Origin of the sequence: Streptosporangium vulgare, assembly GCF_042428775.1 — a bacterium.
GTDB classification, from domain to species: domain Bacteria; phylum Actinomycetota; class Actinomycetes; order Streptosporangiales; family Streptosporangiaceae; genus Streptosporangium; species Streptosporangium vulgare.
In genome coordinates this window covers 101,623-115,851 of the sequence record NZ_JBHMBS010000006.1, presented here as the reverse complement: position 1 = coordinate 115,851, position 14,229 = coordinate 101,623, and the positions used below count along the sequence as shown (strand labels likewise).

Below are 14,229 nucleotides of genomic sequence, written 5' to 3'. Positions count from 1 at the left end.
CCTTCGTGACAGCACCCGCCCGGCGGGGGCCCGCGGACCTCAGCTGACGGTGCTGACGACGACCCCCGCCATCACGGCCGTCATGACGGCGGCGTTGACGGCGGCGATGGTCTGGGAGACCGCCCTGCCGGCCCACTCGCCCTCGGTGATCTCCTTGATCCGCTCCTTGCTCGCGCCGGGGAACGCCTTACGGTCGATCTTGGCCGCGTGCAGGATCGCGATCAGCACCGCGTCCCGCTCGTCGGGGGTGGCACCGGACAGCACGCTCTGGACCCGCTCGCGGATCGCGAGCTCGACGCCCGGGTCGCGCTCGGGGTAGCGGGTGCTCGGGAAGATCCCCAGGATCTTGCGCCGTTCCTCGTCCAGCACGCCCCGCTCCGCCAAGCGGGACAGGAGGCGTACGCGGAGCTTGCCGGAGTGGAGCCTCTGCACCCACCACTCGGGCTTGCGCGCCCTGGACTCCGCCGCGATCCTGGCCAGCGCCGCGTCGAGTTCCTCGTCCCCGACCGGGGTCGCGTCGAGAACGGCGACCTTCTTGTCCGCGAGGTCGATCCGGCCGCCGACGGCGAGTTCCGCCAGCAGCGCGCCGCCGAGCGCGGCGTCCAGCTCCGAGGAGCCGATGAGTTGTCTGCCCTGCTCCTCGTCGTACGCGAGCAGGAGCACTTCCTCAGCGATCGTCGTCATCGTTCGACCCTACGTCGCGGGAGCCGCGCGGCCGTGAATCCGCCATGGGCGGCGATCGTAAGCACTCCGTAAGCGATCGAGGGCGGTGCCGCGGATAGCGTCGGCACCGAGGCAGGGGGGACATCTCGACTTCCCGTCCGTCACCGGAGGCCGGCTGGTTTCCGCGTTCCCGCTCGTAGACGGAAGCCGCCGGTCTCCGCGTTTCCGCTCGCCACCGGAGGCCGACGGTCTCCACGCCGGAGGTGTCCGATGAGGGTCAAGAGGTTGCTCCGCCATCCCGTCACGTGGGGTGTCCTGGCGTTCGGCGCCGTCGCGCTCGGTGTCGCGCTGTACCTGTTCCAGCCGTGGCGCCTGTTCACCACCGTCGAGGTGAACGAGGCGTTGCCCACCGCGGCGGCGTCCCCCGGGCCCGAGGCCACCCGGCAGGGTGGGCCGAGCGAGCCGGGTGGGCCGAGCGGGTCCGCCAGGGCGACCGAGCCCGCCCGGGAGCCGAAGGTCCTGGCCAAGGGGACGTTCATCTCCCACGAGCACGAGACCGAGGGCAGGGCGAGGGTGCTGGAGCTGCCCGACGGGAGCCGGGTCCTGCGGATCGAGGACCTGGACACCTCCGACGGCCCGGACCTGCGGGTCTGGCTCAGCGACCAGCCCGTCAGGAAGGGCAACGCCGGGTGGTTCAACCTGGACGACGGCGAGCACCTCGAACTCGGCGAGCTGAAGGGCAACAGGGGCAACGCCAACTACGCCGTCCCCGCCGGGGCCGACCTCGACAGCCTGAGGTCCGTCACCATCTGGTGCAAGCGCTTCGGTGTCTCCTTCGGCGCCGCCGCCCTCACCTGACACAATCTCCGACCCATGAGCGTTTCTGAGGAACTCCACGTCATCGGCCGCCCGCTCGTCGAGGCGCAGCTCGCCCACCCGACGGTGGTGGGCATCGCGCGGGGAGACCTGCCCGAGCCGGTGTTCCGGTCGTGGCTGGAGCAGGACTACCTGTTCCTGCTCGACTACGTCCGCGTCTTCTCGCGACTCGCCTGGCAGGCCCCCGACGGGCACCTGGGCGACCTGGTGGACCTGGCGCACGCGACCTTCCACGAGGAGCTGAGCCTGCACCGGTCGCTGTCGGCCGAGTTCGGCGCCGACCTCGGCGGGGCGAGGAAGGGGCCGGCGTGCGCGGCGTACACCTCCTTCCTGCTCGACTCCGCGGCCGTCTACGCCGACGGCCTGGCCGCGCTCTACCCCTGCATGTGGGGCTACTCCACGCTCGGCCGCGCCCTGGCGGAGAACCCGCCGGCCGAGCCCCGCTACCGCGCCTGGGTCGACACCTACGCCCACCCGGCCTTCGCCGAGCTGACCGGGCGCGTCGCGGTGATGATCGACGAGGCGGCGCCGGAGCCGGGCAGGGCCGGGAGGCTGTTCACCGAGGGGATGGCCCACGAACTCGCCTTCTGGGACGTGCCCTGACCCCGTTCGCCCCGATGCCCGGCCGCCGTCGTGATTCGGGCGATTCGGCAGAGCTGGACGTACCGAATTAGCCTGCTATAAGGGGAAATCGAAGGTCCGGATGAGGGCATCCACGTGGCTTTGCGTCCCATCCGGTGAAGGAGTTGGAACAATGGGCGTATGAGTGTTCCTGAAGTCGAGGCGCAGGCCGTGCCGGACGACGCGTTCCTGCTCGACGTGCGCGAGAACGACGAGTGGCGTGCCGGGCACGCGCCCGGTGCCGTCCACATTCCCCTGGGTGAGCTGCAGTCCCGGGTCGACGAGGTGCCCAAGGGCGCGCCCGTCTACGTGATCTGCCGGGTGGGCGGCCGTTCCGCGAACGCCACCGCCTGGCTCAACCACGTCGGCTGGGACGCGATCAACGTCGGCGGCGGCATGCAGTCCTGGGACGGCGCGGGGCGCCCGATGATCGCCGAGAGCGGTCAGGACCCCTTCGTCGCCTGAGCGGTCCGATCCGTCCGAGCGGCCTGTGCCGTCCGGGCGGTCCGATCCGTTCGATCCCTCCGAGTGGCCTGTGCCTTCCGACCAGTCCGACCAGTCCGACCAGTCCGACCACTCCGAGTGGCCGGAGCAGTCCGACCAGTCCGAGCCGTCCGAGCGGCCGGAGCCGCCCGATCCGTCCCCGGGCCGTGCGAGGGGAGCCCTCGCCGAGGCTCTTGCCAAGAAAGGAATGAATGGCATAATCAGGGCGAATGTCTACCGCGGGAGCTCGGGCGTAACCGGGCTGAGAGGGCGGAACCACGCAGAGGGTCTTGAACCCTCCGACGCGCCGCCGACCGCATGAACCTGTCCGGGTAATGCCGGCGTAGGGAGTGTGCGCGATGACGTCTGCCGCCGTTGATTCCAAAGGCTCCGGGGACCCCGGGACGGTCGAGGCACCTCTGACGCTCGGTGAGGCTCCTCCCAAGGCCCTCGGCGTGCTCGACCAGGGCGCGCTCTGGGCCAACCTGGGTGTCAGCCTGCTCGGCTTCTCCGGCGCGATCGCGCTGATCAATCCGCTCGGCGACCGGCCGCTGAGCTTCGTGGCCGCGATCCTGGCCGCCGTCGCGGGCAGCGTCATCGGCACCGCGATGGTCGGCCTGGCCGCGATTCCCGGGCAGCGGACCGGCGCTCCGGCGATGGTCCTGCTGCGCGGCCTCTTCGGGGCCAGGCTCTCCTACCTCCCGACCGTGCTGAACATCGTCCAGATGCTGGGCTGGGGGGCCTTCGAGCTGTGGGTCATCGCCCAGGGCGCCCAGGGCATCGCCGGATCCTTCGGCGTCGAGGTGCCCTACGCGGTCTGGGTGGTCGTCGCGGGGGTGATCACCACCGCGCTGACCATCCGGCCGCTGGGAGCGGTCCGCCTGCTCCGCAGGTACGTCACCGCCGGTGTGGTGATCTCGATGATCTGGTTCATGGTCGCCCTGTTCCAGCGGGGACCGGCGATCGGAGGCGGATCCTGGGAGGCGTTCGCCCCCTCGGTCGACTACGTGATCGCGCTGTCGGTCTCGTGGGTGCCGGTCGCGGCGGACTTCGCCCGCTTCTCCCGTTCCGGCAGGGCCGCGTTCGCCGGTGTCGTCGGCGGCTACACGATCGCCCAGGTGGCCTGCCTCGTCCTCGGCATCGCGGCGCTCGCGCTGGTCGGCAACGACCCGAACCAGGTCTGGGACCCCTTCGTGGCCGCGGCGCTCGGCCCGCTGTTCTTCGGCATCCTGGTGCTGCGCGAGACCGACCAGTCGTTCGTGAACGTCTACTCCACCGCGATGTCGCTGCAGAACCTGCTGCCCAGGCTGGACCGCCGGATCATCTCCGCGGCCATCGGCGTGCTGGTCACCCTGCTCGCGATCTTCGTCAAGGCCGAGACCTACACCGGCTTCCTCGGCCTCATCGGGGCGGTCTTCGTGCCGATGTTCGCGGTGCTCGCCGTCGACTACTTCCTGCTCGGCGGGGCCAGGCACTGGGACACCTCGGAGACCGCGCCCTCGCGCCCGCTCATGGTGCTCCCGTGGGGGCTGGGCTTCGCGACCTGGTGGATGTTCGCGGCCCTGCCGAGCGCCCCGGAGCTCGCGTGGTGGACCTCGTTCTGGAACGGCGCCCGCGACGCGCTCGGTTTCGTTCCGCAGCCGTGGATGAGCGCCTCCGTCGGCGCCTTCCTCGTCGCGGGCCTCGTCACCCTGGCCCTCGGCGCGCTCCGGCGCCGCTCCTGACCGCGAGGGGCTCTCGGCGCGCTCCTGACCGTGAGGGCCGTTTCCCCGTACGAGAAGGGGCGGCGGGCCGGGCGGGAGCGGTCTACGCGCCGCCGGGCCCGCGGAGGACGGCGGTGGACTCGATGCGCAGCAGGCGCTCCTTGGCGGCCGAGCCTCCGGCGTACCCGCCGAGGACGGCCTCGCTCTCGACCACCCGGTGGCAGGGCACGATGACGCACACCGGGTTGCTGCCCAGCGCGTTGCCGACCGCGCGCAGCGCGCGCGGCCTGCCGATCCGCTCGGCGATCTCCAGGTAGGTGGTCACCGTCCCGTACGGCACCGCGAGCATCATCTGCAGCACGGTCCTGGAGAACTGGGTGGCCAGGCGCAGGTCGACCGGGATCGTGAAGGCGCGGAGCCTGGCGGAGAAGTAGGCGTCCAGTTCCCGGCGGACCGGGTCGAGCCGCCGGGCGTCCGGCCCGATGAACGTGCCGACCTCCCTGCTGATCCGCTCGAAGACGACGTTCTCGTCCTCGTAGCTGCAGGCCACCACACCCCTGCTCGTCACGGCGAGGGTGAGGCGCCCCAGCGGGCCGTCGAGCGTGCCGAACGCGATGTCGGGATGGCTCGTGCCGACGTAGTCGGGCGAGGTCACCCGTAGCAATGCATCGATGTCGCCGGATGACATGGCCCCACCCTTTCGTATCCAGGTGTGTGGTGACCGCAGAGTATCGGACGGATCGCCCGGCCAGTGGCAACACGTGCGGGACGAAAGTGCCAAGATCAGACCGGTCGAGACGGCACTATGGGTGTGTGGTGGACTACACGGCCGACAGTGACGGGGGCATCGGCCGCGAGGTCGTCGCCGCGGCACCCAACGCGATCGTCGCCATCGATCGCGAGCAGACGGTTCTCGCCTGGAATCCCGCGGCCGAGCGTCTCTTCGGCTGGTCGGCGAAGGAGATGGTCGGACGCCGGGTGCCGGTGGTCCCCGAGGAGCTGACGGCCGAGCACAACGCGGTCCTGGAGAAGGTCCGCACGGGCGGCCAGGTCTCGCTGAGGACCAAGCGGTTCCGCCGCGACGGCAGCCTGCTCGACGTGCGGGTCGACACCGCCGCGCTGTCCGCGCCGGACGGCGACCTCCTCGGCTACGTCAGCGTCTACCACCTGGCCCAGGACGACGAGACCGCCAACGACCGCAACGCCCGCCGGGCACAGCTCGTCCGCAGGCTCACCGACGTGGTCGCCGACATCAACGCCGAGCTGGAGCTGCCCGCCGTGCTCGACCGGATCGCGGCCAGCCTCGCCGACCTGACCGGGGCCGACGCGGGCGGGTTCGTGATGATCGAGGGTGACCGGCTCCGCCTCGTGGCCTGCCACAACCTTCCCGGCTCGATGCGCGACTCGACCGCCGACCTCCGCACCAGCCTGGTCGGCAAGCTGCTGCGCGAGGGCAGGACCGTCCTGCTGGAGACCGGCGACCAGGACCGGCTCGACCAGTTGATCTGGTCGCGGCTGCCCGGCCTGCACACCATCGCGCTCGGCCTCGCGGCCACGGGCGGGCGGTCGTACGGCGCGCTGTACGCGCTGTTCGCCAAGCGCAAGGCGGGCCACCTGGAGCTGGAGCTGCTGGAGCTCCTCGCCGGTCACGCGGGCATCGCCGTGGGCAACGCGATGGCCTACCAGGAGGCCGTACGGCAGCGCGCCCACGAGCGCGCGGTGTTCGACGCCAGCGCCGACGGCATCGCGGTCCTCGACGGCGCGGGCCGGGTCGTCCAGTGGAACCCGGCCGCCAGCGAGCTGACCGGCTTCCACGCGGCCGAGGTGATCGGCGGGCCGCCGCCGTTCCAGCTGCCGGGGCCGGGGGACAAGCGCGGCATCCAGCTGCCCTCGGGCACCTGGCTGGACGTGCTCTGCGCGGAGATCGTGGAGACGGGCGAGACCGTGGTCGACTTCCGCGACGTCACCCGCGCGAAGGAGCTGGAGGAGGCCAAGGACCTCTTCCTCGCCACCACCAGCCACGAGCTCCGCACGCCGATCACCGTGGTCCGGGGCTTCGCCAGCACGCTCGACAGCCGCTGGGACAGCATGACCGACGCCGAGCGCCGGGCCGCCGTGCACACCATCGCCGAGCGGGCACGCTCCCTGGGCCAGCTCATGGACCACCTGCTGCTGGGTTCGCGCGCGGGGGCCGGTGAGCTCACGCTCAGGATCGAGAGCTTCGACCTGGCCGAGCTGGTCCGGGGAGCCACGCTGGGCCTGCCGATCCTGTCCGACCTGCACCGGGTCGAGGTCGACGTCCCCGACGACCTGCCCCCGGTCTCCGGAGACGCGCTGGCCACCGACATCCTGCTGGCCCAGCTGCTGGAGAACGCCTTCAAGTACTCACCGGACGGTGGCCTGATCAGGGTCGAGGCCTGGGTGGACGGCGACCGGGTGGTGCTGGTGGTGGACGACGAGGGCGTCGGTATCGCCCACGCCAGCAGGGAGCGCGTCTTCGAGCGCTTCGTCCAGGCCGACAGCGGTGATCGCCGCAGGTTCGGCGGGGTCGGCCTCGGCCTCTACATCGTGCGGAGCCTCGCGCGGGCCCAGGGAGGGGAGGTCTCGGCGCATCCGCGTCCCTCGGGCGGCACCCGGATGAGGCTGGCTCTCCGTATTGCCGACACGCCGGGCGCCCTTACCTGATCGACACGCCGAACCAGTAACGAGCCGGTCACGGATGTGCTGATCTATTGTCGAATGTGCACAAGCTGTAATTGGTGCTCGGTTTCCATGACTATCTAACGGGGCATTTCGGTCGTACTGGGGTGAGTTCCTCAGGGGGGAACAGGCATACGGGGAGGTGAGTGCGTCGAGCGTCGTTCTGTTGCCGTATGCACCGTCCAGCGTCGCTGTCGCACGCCAGCGCCTCTGCTCTGACCTGCAGGAACGGGGTGTGTACGAGACCGCCATCGATGACGCGGTACTCGTGGTCAGCGAGCTGCTGAGCAACGCGCTGCGTCACGCCCACCCGTTGCCGTCAGGACAGATCAGAGTGTCGTGGCGCTGGACCGAGGAGCATGTCGAGGTCGCTGTGAGTGACGGTGGCGCCGCCACCGAACCGAGGGCGGGACGCCCGACGCTCTCCTCCCTGGGAGGGCGGGGCCTTGGAATCGTCGAGTATCTGGCGTCCACATGGGGTGTCAGGCACGAGGGGGACATCACCACGGTGTGGGCGGTGGTCACGGCGGTCGACACGGTAGGTAACGGCCACGTCTCCACCCCCGAACCCGCACTCAGGGAATGCGGATAGCCCTCTTTAGGGGTTTCGTCCCGCTTCATATGTCATGAAGCGGGACGAAACCTGTGTGGCGTGAAGCGGGACGCGATCTTTCCTCCGTGCCCGGGTCCCGGTCACCCCGAGTGACCGCTCGGGCCGGACCCCGCCGGGCGGGGGCGTCCGAGAGCGGTCACGTGATCACGCGGTCAAGCGACGAAGCGACGAAGACGAAGCGGCGAAGCGGTCGCGTCGCGCGTGGCCGTGCGCGGAGGGTGGTGGTGCGCGGAGGAGCGCGTCACGCGTAGAGGAACCACTTGTCGTACTGGGGGACGCATCGGTACGAGGTCCACCAGCCGCTCTGGATGCCGAGGTTTCCGACCCGGTGGCAGTCCCAGTCGTAGTAGTAGACGTTTCTGAGGGTCTCGGCCTGCGCGGGCGCCGCGCCGACGGCGAGGGCCAGGCCGGTGGCGAGTACGGCCGAGACGAGCAGGGTCAGGGTCTTGCGCATCGTTCCTCCTGCGGCATGGGCGAGATGCGTTTCCGTGAAAACGTGTGATCGCTCCGTTGGGCCGGGCCGGCACCGGAAGTATCACATCGGTGATCGCCAGGCGACAGGTCACGTCCACCGGCCCCGATCCGCGGAACGGGCCTGACCTGGCGACACCGGGGGCGAGGCGCGCGGCGGGCGTGAAACGTTCACGGGTCACCGGGGCCCCGGCTGGGACAGGACCGGGGCTCCCCGACCGGTACCGGGCCGGTGGGCCACGGTCCGGACAGCCGAACCCCCATGACGCCCACGTCCCCTCGCCGGCTCCCCGCCGATCCTCCGCCGTCTCCCCTCTCCCTCCCCTCCGTCTCCCCCTGTCTCTCCGCCGTCTCTTCGTCGGCGCGGGAACCGTCTCCCCGTCGGTGCGGGAACCGCTCCGCCCTCACCCCCCGGCGAGCGCCGGGCGGTGCAGTACGGCCTTCTCCCCTGCCGTCCAGGCCGTCGAGACGAGGAGGTAGATCCCCGCCGCGAGCGGCAGCACCGCGGCGACCAGGACGGTCCCGTACGGCAGCAGGGGCAGCATCCGGCGCAGCGCCGCGGGCTGGAGGTCATCGCTCATCGTGCGCCGCATCCGGCGGGAGGTGATCCACGCCACGGCGACGAGCAGCAGGAAGAGTCCGGCGAAGACCAGGGTCGGGCCGCTGATCAGCCCGAATCCGGCCACCGTGCTCGCGAACTGCTGGCCGAGCGGCACCCCGAGGAGCCCGTGGGTCAGGAGCGCGTTGGCCTGCCCGGCGATCGTCGAGGAGACGAACACCTGGTACGTCACCATGAGGAACGGCATCTGCGCCACGGAGGGCAGGCACCCGGCCAGCGGTGAGGTCCCCTCCTTGGCGTAGAGGGCGGCCAGTTCCCGCTGGAGCCGCTCGGGGTTGTGGCCGTGACGCTTCCTGAGCCTCTGGAGCTCCGGGGCGAGGCGGGTCCTGGCCCGCTCGCCCCTGGCCTGCATGACACTGAGCGGGAGCAGCAGCAGCCGGACGAGGAGGGTGAACACGACGATCGCCGGAGCGGTGGAGCCGAGCGGTTCGGCGAGCGCGGTGATGAGGCCGGCGACGAACGCGATGACGGGGTCGAACATGGAAGGGGCCCTTCTGAGCGGAGTGGAAACGGCACAGAAGGCGCCCGCGGACCCACGGGGTCTCTCCCGGACTCCCGGGCGTGTACGTGCGGCGCACGGCGGCCGGACGCCTCCGGGGCACGGTGATCACGTGCGTACGGGGGCATGCCGGTCACAGGTGCGCGGGGCACGCGGTGGCCCGCGCGCTCGGAGGGGCCCGGAGGGGCTCGAAGGGTGAGCGCGGACCGGCCGGTCACGTGCGCGGGGCACGCGGGGATCGCGAGAGGTCGCGAAGGAGGTCGCGGGGTTACGCGGGCGCCGGGCCCGCGGAGGGTGCTCTGGGCCGGGATCTCCCGGCCGCGTCGGGGTCGCGCTGCCGGACGAACATCGTCCGCCTGGCCCGGTCGCGCCGGGACATCGGCGACCGTGACTCCGTACCCGAGGTGACGGGCGCCGGGCGCAGCGCCCAGGCGAGCAGGAGCACGCCCAGCCCGACCACGGCGGCGGCCGTCAGGACACCGCCGCCGTCGAACATCCAGACCGCCAGGGTCTGGACGGTGAGCAGCAGGTTCACTTCTTGGACTTGGCCACCGCGGTGACCAGCGCGACGACCACGAAGGCCACCACAGCCAGGACGAGCGCGAACTTCAGCAGCCCGAAGAGCGCGGGCAGCACGAACCCGAACACCACGTAGAGCGCGAGCAGGACGCCCAGAACCCCCAGCACGATACGACTCATGTGATCCACCGTACGCCGGGCGGAGCGTCGGCGGGCGCCCGCCCGTAACGATGGTCATAACGATCGAGTGCTTACGGACCGGTGACACGACTTAGGGATCGTCCCTTCGCGGGCCTACCGTGGGGGCCATGAGCGCGCGGATTCTGGTGGTCGACGACGATTCGATGGTGGCCGAGGTCGTGGCCCGCTACCTGGAACGCGACGGTCACGTGGTCGAGTGCGTCGGGGACGGCGCCGAGGCGCTCAGACGCGCGCTGGCCAACCCGCCCGACCTGATGGTGCTCGACCTGATGCTCCCCAAGATGGACGGGCTGCAGGTCTGCAGGAAGCTCAGGGAGCGCTGGCCGGTTCCGGTGATCATGCTGACCGCGCTCGGCGACGAGATGGACAGGGTCGTCGGCCTGGAGACCGGCGCCGACGACTACGTCACGAAACCCTTCAGCCCCCGGGAGCTGGCGCTGCGCGTGCAGTCCGTGCTCCGGCGGGCGCGCGGGGCCTCCCTGCCGACCGGGACCGGCGTGCTCAGGGACGGCGAGCTGGCGGTCGACGTCGGTGCCCACGAGGTGCGGCTCCGCGGTGACGAGATCATGCTGACCGCCCGCGAGTTCGACCTCCTCGCCCACCTGATGCGCAACCCCCGCCAGGCCTTCAGCCGCTCCGCCCTGCTCGACCAGGTCTGGGGCTGGTCCTTCGGCGACTCGTCCACGGTGACCGTCCACGTCCGCCGCCTCCGCGAGAAGATCGAGCCCGACCCGACCGACCCCCGGCGCATCGTCACCGTCTGGGGCGTCGGCTATCGCTACGAGCCGCTGGCGGAGCCGTGATCCCCGAGATCCTGCTGATCGTCGCGGTCACCGCCGGGCTCGGCCTGCTGGTCGCGCTGGCCGGGCTGGGCGCGATGCGGCTGCTGCGCGAGCGGTCGATCGGCGTGATGCTCGCGGTGGTCGTCGTGGTGACCGTCATGGCGACGGTCGGCGGCATGGTGGCCCTCACCCTGAAAATGATCATCGAGGGGACGTCGAGGGACATCGTGCTCAGCGTGGTCGCCGTGGGCGGCCTGGTCGGGCTGGGCGTCGCGACGGTGCTCTCGCGCCGGGTGGTGACGGCCAGCCGCAGGCTCGTCGACGCCGTGCACGCCGTACCGGCCTCGGGGGAGTTCACACCCCCCGGGGGGCTGCCCGCGGAGCTCGGCACGATCGCCGGGAGCCTGGACCAGGCCTATCGGCGGCTGCGCCTCGGCCACGAGCGCGAGCGGGCCCTGGAGAGCGCCCGACGCGAGCTCGTCGCCTGGGTCAGCCACGACCTGCGCACCCCGCTGGCGGGCATGCGGGCCATGGCCGAGGCCCTGGAGGACGGGGTGGTCGCCGATCCGGAGACCGTCGGCCGCTACCACCGGCAGATCCGCCTGGAGGTGGACCGGCTGTCGGGCATGGTCGACGACCTGTTCGAGCTGTCCAGGATCCACGCGGGCACGCTGCGCCTGTCGCGCGGCCCCATCGGTCTCGGCGACCTGGTCGCCGACGCGCTGGCCGGGGCGGAGGAGCTGGCCAGGGGCAAGGGGGTGCGGCTGGCCGGCGAGGTCGATCCGGTGGTCCCAGTCCAGGCCGACGCGGCCCACCTCTCCCGGGCGCTGCGCAACCTGGTCGTCAACGCGATCAGGCACACCCCGGGCGACGGCGTGGTCGTGGTCCGCGCCTCGGTCGAGGACGGCACCGCCTGCCTGTCAGTCGCCGACGGCTGCGGTGGCATCCCGGCCGACGACCTGCCCCGCGTCTTCGACGTCGCCTTCCGCGGCGAGACGGCCCGCACCCCCAGCGCCTACGGGGCCGGGGCGGGCCTCGGCCTGGCGATCGCGCGCGGCATCGTCGAGGCCCACGAGGGGGCGATCGGCGTCGTCAACTCCGGCCCCGGCTGCCGCTTCGAGATCCGCCTGCCGCTCTCCGCCTGAGCGGCCCGTCTCTGGGGCCGCCCCTCCCTGGGTTCGGCCCGCCCATGGCGCGGCTCGGTCTGGCTTGGCCTGGCCTGGCCTGGCCTTGCTTGGTCTGGCGCGGCGTGGCGTGAGCCGAACGGGCGCCGGGGAGCGCGGGAAACGCGAGGCGGATGCCCGGCGAGTGCGGGGAGCGCGGGGAGGCGGGTTCCCGGTGAGCCTGGGAGACGCGAGGAAGGTGCCCGGTGATCTCGGGGAACGCGAAGTGGGTGCCCGCTGGGCGGGGGGAGCGTCGGGCGGGTGGCCGGGTGGCCGGTGGGCGGTCAGCTCGTGCCGTTGCCGTTGGAACCGGTGTTGTTGGCGGCGGTGCCGTTGGCGGTCGGCGCGGGCGTGACGTGGGGCGGGGTGCCCTGCGGACCCTCGGGCCGCACGGAGACCATGAGGGTCATCTGCGCGCACTCACCGCCCTCGGTGTCGGGCTCGACGTGCTGGCAGGAGGTCAGCCTCCTGGTGGTGCCGAGAGACTCCACCATCGCCCGGAACGTCGGGCACGGCCAGCGCCACATGCAGCTGCGGCAGCGCAGGATCGGATGCGCGGCGTCGCTGGTGATGCCGCCCGCGTCGCGCGGCTGGTGCAGGTCGAGCAGCCTGACGCCGAGCGTGGCGAAGTCGAGGAGCTCCTCGCGCGCTCCTTCGAGGAAGTCGAGGTCCTCGGTCGACAGGCGGGTTCTGATCGGGACGTATCCCTCGTGGTTCACCAGGCTTCGCAGGGAACTCGCCGCGTCGCGCCACGAGGTGGCCTTGTCGGTACGAGTGATCATGGACTCCAGGTGCTCCCGGAGCCGCTGTCGCTGGAGATCCTCAGGTAGGTCGGTGTTCATGGATGCGTTCGAGCCCGTTTCTTGTAACTCAACGGCCGCCACTGACGTAGCGCAGCGACGATCGGGAGGCGCCGGGTCTCCTCCCCTTTCCGGCCAAGCCGGTGTTGCTTAGTGTCAAGCTTCGCGCACTCAGGGTTTCCGTGAGGCGGAAACGGGGGACAAAGGGCGGACGACTCGGGTTGTTCAAGAGAACGTGACCTGCGGCTCTCGCGCCGCTAGTGTGCCCGCTGTGGAGCTAAAAGTCTCAACTCGATCTCATGCCGGGCACACCGTCGTGACCATCGTTGGCGAAATCGACCTATACACCGCGCCTCGCCTGCAGGCCGAGTTCACCCGGCTGCTTGGGCAGAGCCAGACCATGCTTGTCGTCCTCGACATGTCCGCCGTGGAGTTCTGTGACTCCACCGGCATGAACGTGCTGCTCTCCGCGCTCAAGCGACTGCGCGAGCGGGGTGGCACGCTGGAGGTGGCGGCGCCCCGGCCGGCCGTACGCAAGATCCTTCAGGTCACCGGCCTCGACTCCGTCTTCGTCGTGCACGAGACTCTGCCGGAGCAACTGCTGACCTCCGACTCCCAAGGATGACGTTCTCCTCACGGCTGATGCCCGGGGTCCCCACACTGGAGGTGTTCGATGACCGGCACGGCGGCGATCATTCCCGCCAAGGATGAGGGCGACAGGATCGGGGCCACCGTGGCCGCGGTCCTGGCGCTGCCCGGTGTCGACCTCGTCGTGGTCGTCGACGACGGCTCCGTCGACCAGACGGGGCGGGTGGCCAAGGCCGCCGGGGCCCGCGTCGTGCGGCACAGCCACAACCGGGGAAAGGCCGCCGCGATGGAGAGCGGCGCCCACGCCGTACGCCTGCTCGACGGCGAGGAGCCCCGGCACCTGCTGTTCCTCGACGCCGACCTGGGCGAGACCGCCCGTACGGCCGCGCCGCTGATCGAGCCGGTCGCGGCGGGCGAGACCGACATGACGATCGCCGTCTTCGTCACCCGCGTGAAGCTGGGCGGCCACGGGTTCGTCGTGAGGCTCGCACGCGAGGGCGTCGAGCGCGCCACCGGCTGGACACCCGCCCAGCCGCTCAACGGGCAGCGCTGCCTGACCCGCGCGGCCTTCGAAGCCGCCCGGCCACTGGCACGCGGCTTCGGCGTGGAGACCGGTCTCACGATCGACCTGCTCAGGAAGGGCTTTCGCGTGCGCGAGGTCCCGGTCGAGATGGCGCACCGGGCCACCGGCACCGACTGGAAGGCCCAGATCCATCGGGCCAGGCAGTTCCGCGACGTCGCCCGCGCCCTGCTGGCACGCCGCTGACCCGGACGGCCGCCCCGGGCTGACTCGATCGCTGTCCTGGACTGGTTCGGACCTGCGCTCCGGATCGGTTTGGACGGCTGCCCCGGATTGGTTCGATCGGTTCGGACTTGTGCTCCGGACTGGTTTGGACGGCTGCCCCGGACTCCTCGAACTCCCCGGACC

General features: G+C 71.3%; 17 protein-coding genes and 1 riboswitch. Of the genes, 10 read left to right on the top strand and 7 right to left on the bottom strand.

The genetic code is table 11. From position 1 onward, the window contains the following. Positions 1-39 precede the first annotated feature (39 nt). On the bottom strand, positions 40-684 hold the full coding sequence (locus tag ACFFRH_RS14715; RefSeq protein ID WP_344748562.1) for a GOLPH3/VPS74 family protein: 645 nt from the start codon (positions 682-684) through the stop codon (positions 40-42). 249 nt (positions 685-933) lie between these two features. Between ACFFRH_RS14715 and ACFFRH_RS14710 the strand changes: the two genes are divergently transcribed. From ACFFRH_RS14710 to ACFFRH_RS14695, 4 genes are all read left to right on the top strand, one after another. Then, positions 934-1,521, top strand: coding sequence for a DM13 domain-containing protein (locus tag ACFFRH_RS14710; RefSeq protein WP_344748561.1), 588 nt, complete (start codon positions 934-936; stop codon positions 1,519-1,521). A gap of 15 nt (positions 1,522-1,536) precedes the next feature. Further along, entirely contained in the window at positions 1,537-2,142 is a 606-nt protein-coding gene (locus ACFFRH_RS14705) for a TenA family protein (protein ID WP_344748560.1), read from the top strand. 159 nt (positions 2,143-2,301) lie between these two features. Further along, positions 2,302-2,625, top strand: a complete 324-nt coding sequence (locus tag ACFFRH_RS14700; protein ID WP_344748559.1) for a rhodanese-like domain-containing protein — start codon at positions 2,302-2,304, stop codon at positions 2,623-2,625. A gap of 247 nt (positions 2,626-2,872) precedes the next feature. Further along, positions 2,873-3,011: riboswitch (TPP riboswitch) on the top strand. Next, the gene (locus ACFFRH_RS14695; protein ID WP_344748558.1) at positions 3,003-4,367 is read left to right on the top strand and encodes a purine-cytosine permease family protein; all 1,365 of its coding nucleotides are present in this window, start codon (positions 3,003-3,005) and stop codon (positions 4,365-4,367) included. It overlaps the preceding riboswitch by 9 nt. A gap of 82 nt (positions 4,368-4,449) precedes the next feature. Here the strand turns inward: ACFFRH_RS14695 and ACFFRH_RS14690 are convergent, their stop codons facing one another. Continuing rightward, positions 4,450-5,034, bottom strand: coding sequence for a methylated-DNA--[protein]-cysteine S-methyltransferase (locus ACFFRH_RS14690; RefSeq protein ID WP_344748557.1), 585 nt, complete (start codon positions 5,032-5,034; stop codon positions 4,450-4,452). Between the two features lie 125 nt (positions 5,035-5,159). Here ACFFRH_RS14690 and ACFFRH_RS14685 point away from each other — a divergent pair, with 125 nt between their 5' ends. Together ACFFRH_RS14685 and ACFFRH_RS14680 are read left to right on the top strand one after the other, a co-directional pair. Beyond that, entirely contained in the window at positions 5,160-7,031 is a 1,872-nt protein-coding gene (locus tag ACFFRH_RS14685) for a sensor histidine kinase (RefSeq protein ID WP_386156931.1), read from the top strand. 157 nt (positions 7,032-7,188) lie between these two features. Continuing rightward, positions 7,189-7,638 (top strand): ATP-binding protein, encoded by a 450-nt coding sequence (locus ACFFRH_RS14680; RefSeq protein WP_344748555.1) that lies wholly within the window; start codon positions 7,189-7,191, stop codon positions 7,636-7,638. Between the two features lie 262 nt (positions 7,639-7,900). Here ACFFRH_RS14680 and ACFFRH_RS14675 read toward each other — a convergent pair whose 3' ends face one another. The 4 genes from ACFFRH_RS14675 to ACFFRH_RS14660 all read right to left on the bottom strand — a co-directional run bounded on the left by ACFFRH_RS14675 (position 7,901) and on the right by ACFFRH_RS14660 (position 9,947). Further along, positions 7,901-8,113, bottom strand: coding sequence for a hypothetical protein (locus tag ACFFRH_RS14675; protein ID WP_344748554.1), 213 nt, complete (start codon positions 8,111-8,113; stop codon positions 7,901-7,903). A gap of 421 nt (positions 8,114-8,534) precedes the next feature. Next, positions 8,535-9,230 carry a YidC/Oxa1 family membrane protein insertase gene (locus tag ACFFRH_RS14670; protein ID WP_344748553.1) on the bottom strand — a complete coding sequence of 232 codons (696 nt, stop codon included), beginning with the start codon at positions 9,228-9,230 and terminating at the stop codon, positions 8,535-8,537. A gap of 286 nt (positions 9,231-9,516) precedes the next feature. Beyond that, a complete protein-coding gene (locus tag ACFFRH_RS14665) occupies positions 9,517-9,783 on the bottom strand; it encodes a DUF6412 domain-containing protein (protein ID WP_344748552.1) in 267 nt (88 codons plus the stop codon). Then, positions 9,780-9,947, bottom strand: a complete 168-nt coding sequence (locus ACFFRH_RS14660) for a hypothetical protein (protein WP_344748112.1) — start codon at positions 9,945-9,947, stop codon at positions 9,780-9,782. The genes ACFFRH_RS14665 and ACFFRH_RS14660 overlap by 4 nt, the downstream gene beginning before the upstream one ends. A gap of 128 nt (positions 9,948-10,075) precedes the next feature. On the opposite strand from ACFFRH_RS14660, the gene ACFFRH_RS14655 reads away from it, so the two are divergent. Both ACFFRH_RS14655 and ACFFRH_RS14650 read left to right on the top strand, forming a co-directional pair. Continuing rightward, positions 10,076-10,771 (top strand): response regulator transcription factor, encoded by a 696-nt coding sequence (locus tag ACFFRH_RS14655; protein WP_344748551.1) that lies wholly within the window; start codon positions 10,076-10,078, stop codon positions 10,769-10,771. After that, positions 10,768-11,895, top strand: coding sequence for a sensor histidine kinase (locus ACFFRH_RS14650; protein ID WP_344748550.1), 1,128 nt, complete (start codon positions 10,768-10,770; stop codon positions 11,893-11,895). The genes ACFFRH_RS14655 and ACFFRH_RS14650 overlap by 4 nt, the downstream gene beginning before the upstream one ends. Before the next feature lie 302 nt (positions 11,896-12,197). On the opposite strand, the gene ACFFRH_RS14645 is transcribed toward ACFFRH_RS14650, so the two are convergent. Next, positions 12,198-12,755 (bottom strand): hypothetical protein, encoded by a 558-nt coding sequence (locus tag ACFFRH_RS14645; protein WP_344748549.1) that lies wholly within the window; start codon positions 12,753-12,755, stop codon positions 12,198-12,200. Between the two features lie 229 nt (positions 12,756-12,984). On the opposite strand from ACFFRH_RS14645, the gene ACFFRH_RS14640 reads away from it, so the two are divergent. Next, positions 12,985-13,338, top strand: coding sequence for an STAS domain-containing protein (locus ACFFRH_RS14640; RefSeq protein ID WP_344748548.1), 354 nt, complete (start codon positions 12,985-12,987; stop codon positions 13,336-13,338). A gap of 48 nt (positions 13,339-13,386) precedes the next feature. Continuing rightward, positions 13,387-14,067 carry a glycosyltransferase family 2 protein gene (locus tag ACFFRH_RS14635; protein WP_344748547.1) on the top strand — a complete coding sequence of 227 codons (681 nt, stop codon included), beginning with the start codon at positions 13,387-13,389 and terminating at the stop codon, positions 14,065-14,067. The last annotated feature ends 162 nt before the right edge of the window (positions 14,068-14,229 follow it).

What these genes read in the sequence shown, in the direction of transcription:
- ACFFRH_RS14715 (WP_344748562.1), bottom strand. Translation starts at nt 684, where the DNA reads ATGACGACGATCGCTGAGGAAGTGCTCCTGCTCGCGTACGACGAGGAG.
- ACFFRH_RS14710 (WP_344748561.1), top strand. Translation starts at nt 934, where the DNA reads ATGAGGGTCAAGAGGTTGCTCCGCCATCCCGTCACGTGGGGTGTCCTG.
- ACFFRH_RS14705 (WP_344748560.1), top strand. Translation starts at nt 1,537, where the DNA reads ATGAGCGTTTCTGAGGAACTCCACGTCATCGGCCGCCCGCTCGTCGAG.
- ACFFRH_RS14700 (WP_344748559.1), top strand. Translation starts at nt 2,302, where the DNA reads ATGAGTGTTCCTGAAGTCGAGGCGCAGGCCGTGCCGGACGACGCGTTC.
- ACFFRH_RS14695 (WP_344748558.1), top strand. Translation starts at nt 3,003, where the DNA reads ATGACGTCTGCCGCCGTTGATTCCAAAGGCTCCGGGGACCCCGGGACG.
- ACFFRH_RS14690 (WP_344748557.1), bottom strand. Translation starts at nt 5,034, where the DNA reads ATGTCATCCGGCGACATCGATGCATTGCTACGGGTGACCTCGCCCGAC.
- ACFFRH_RS14675 (WP_344748554.1), bottom strand. Translation starts at nt 8,113, where the DNA reads ATGCGCAAGACCCTGACCCTGCTCGTCTCGGCCGTACTCGCCACCGGC.
- ACFFRH_RS14670 (WP_344748553.1), bottom strand. Translation starts at nt 9,230, where the DNA reads ATGTTCGACCCCGTCATCGCGTTCGTCGCCGGCCTCATCACCGCGCTC.
- ACFFRH_RS14660 (WP_344748112.1), bottom strand. Translation starts at nt 9,947, where the DNA reads ATGAGTCGTATCGTGCTGGGGGTTCTGGGCGTCCTGCTCGCGCTCTAC.
- ACFFRH_RS14655 (WP_344748551.1), top strand. Translation starts at nt 10,076, where the DNA reads ATGAGCGCGCGGATTCTGGTGGTCGACGACGATTCGATGGTGGCCGAG.
- ACFFRH_RS14645 (WP_344748549.1), bottom strand. Translation starts at nt 12,755, where the DNA reads ATGAACACCGACCTACCTGAGGATCTCCAGCGACAGCGGCTCCGGGAG.
- ACFFRH_RS14635 (WP_344748547.1), top strand. Translation starts at nt 13,387, where the DNA reads ATGACCGGCACGGCGGCGATCATTCCCGCCAAGGATGAGGGCGACAGG.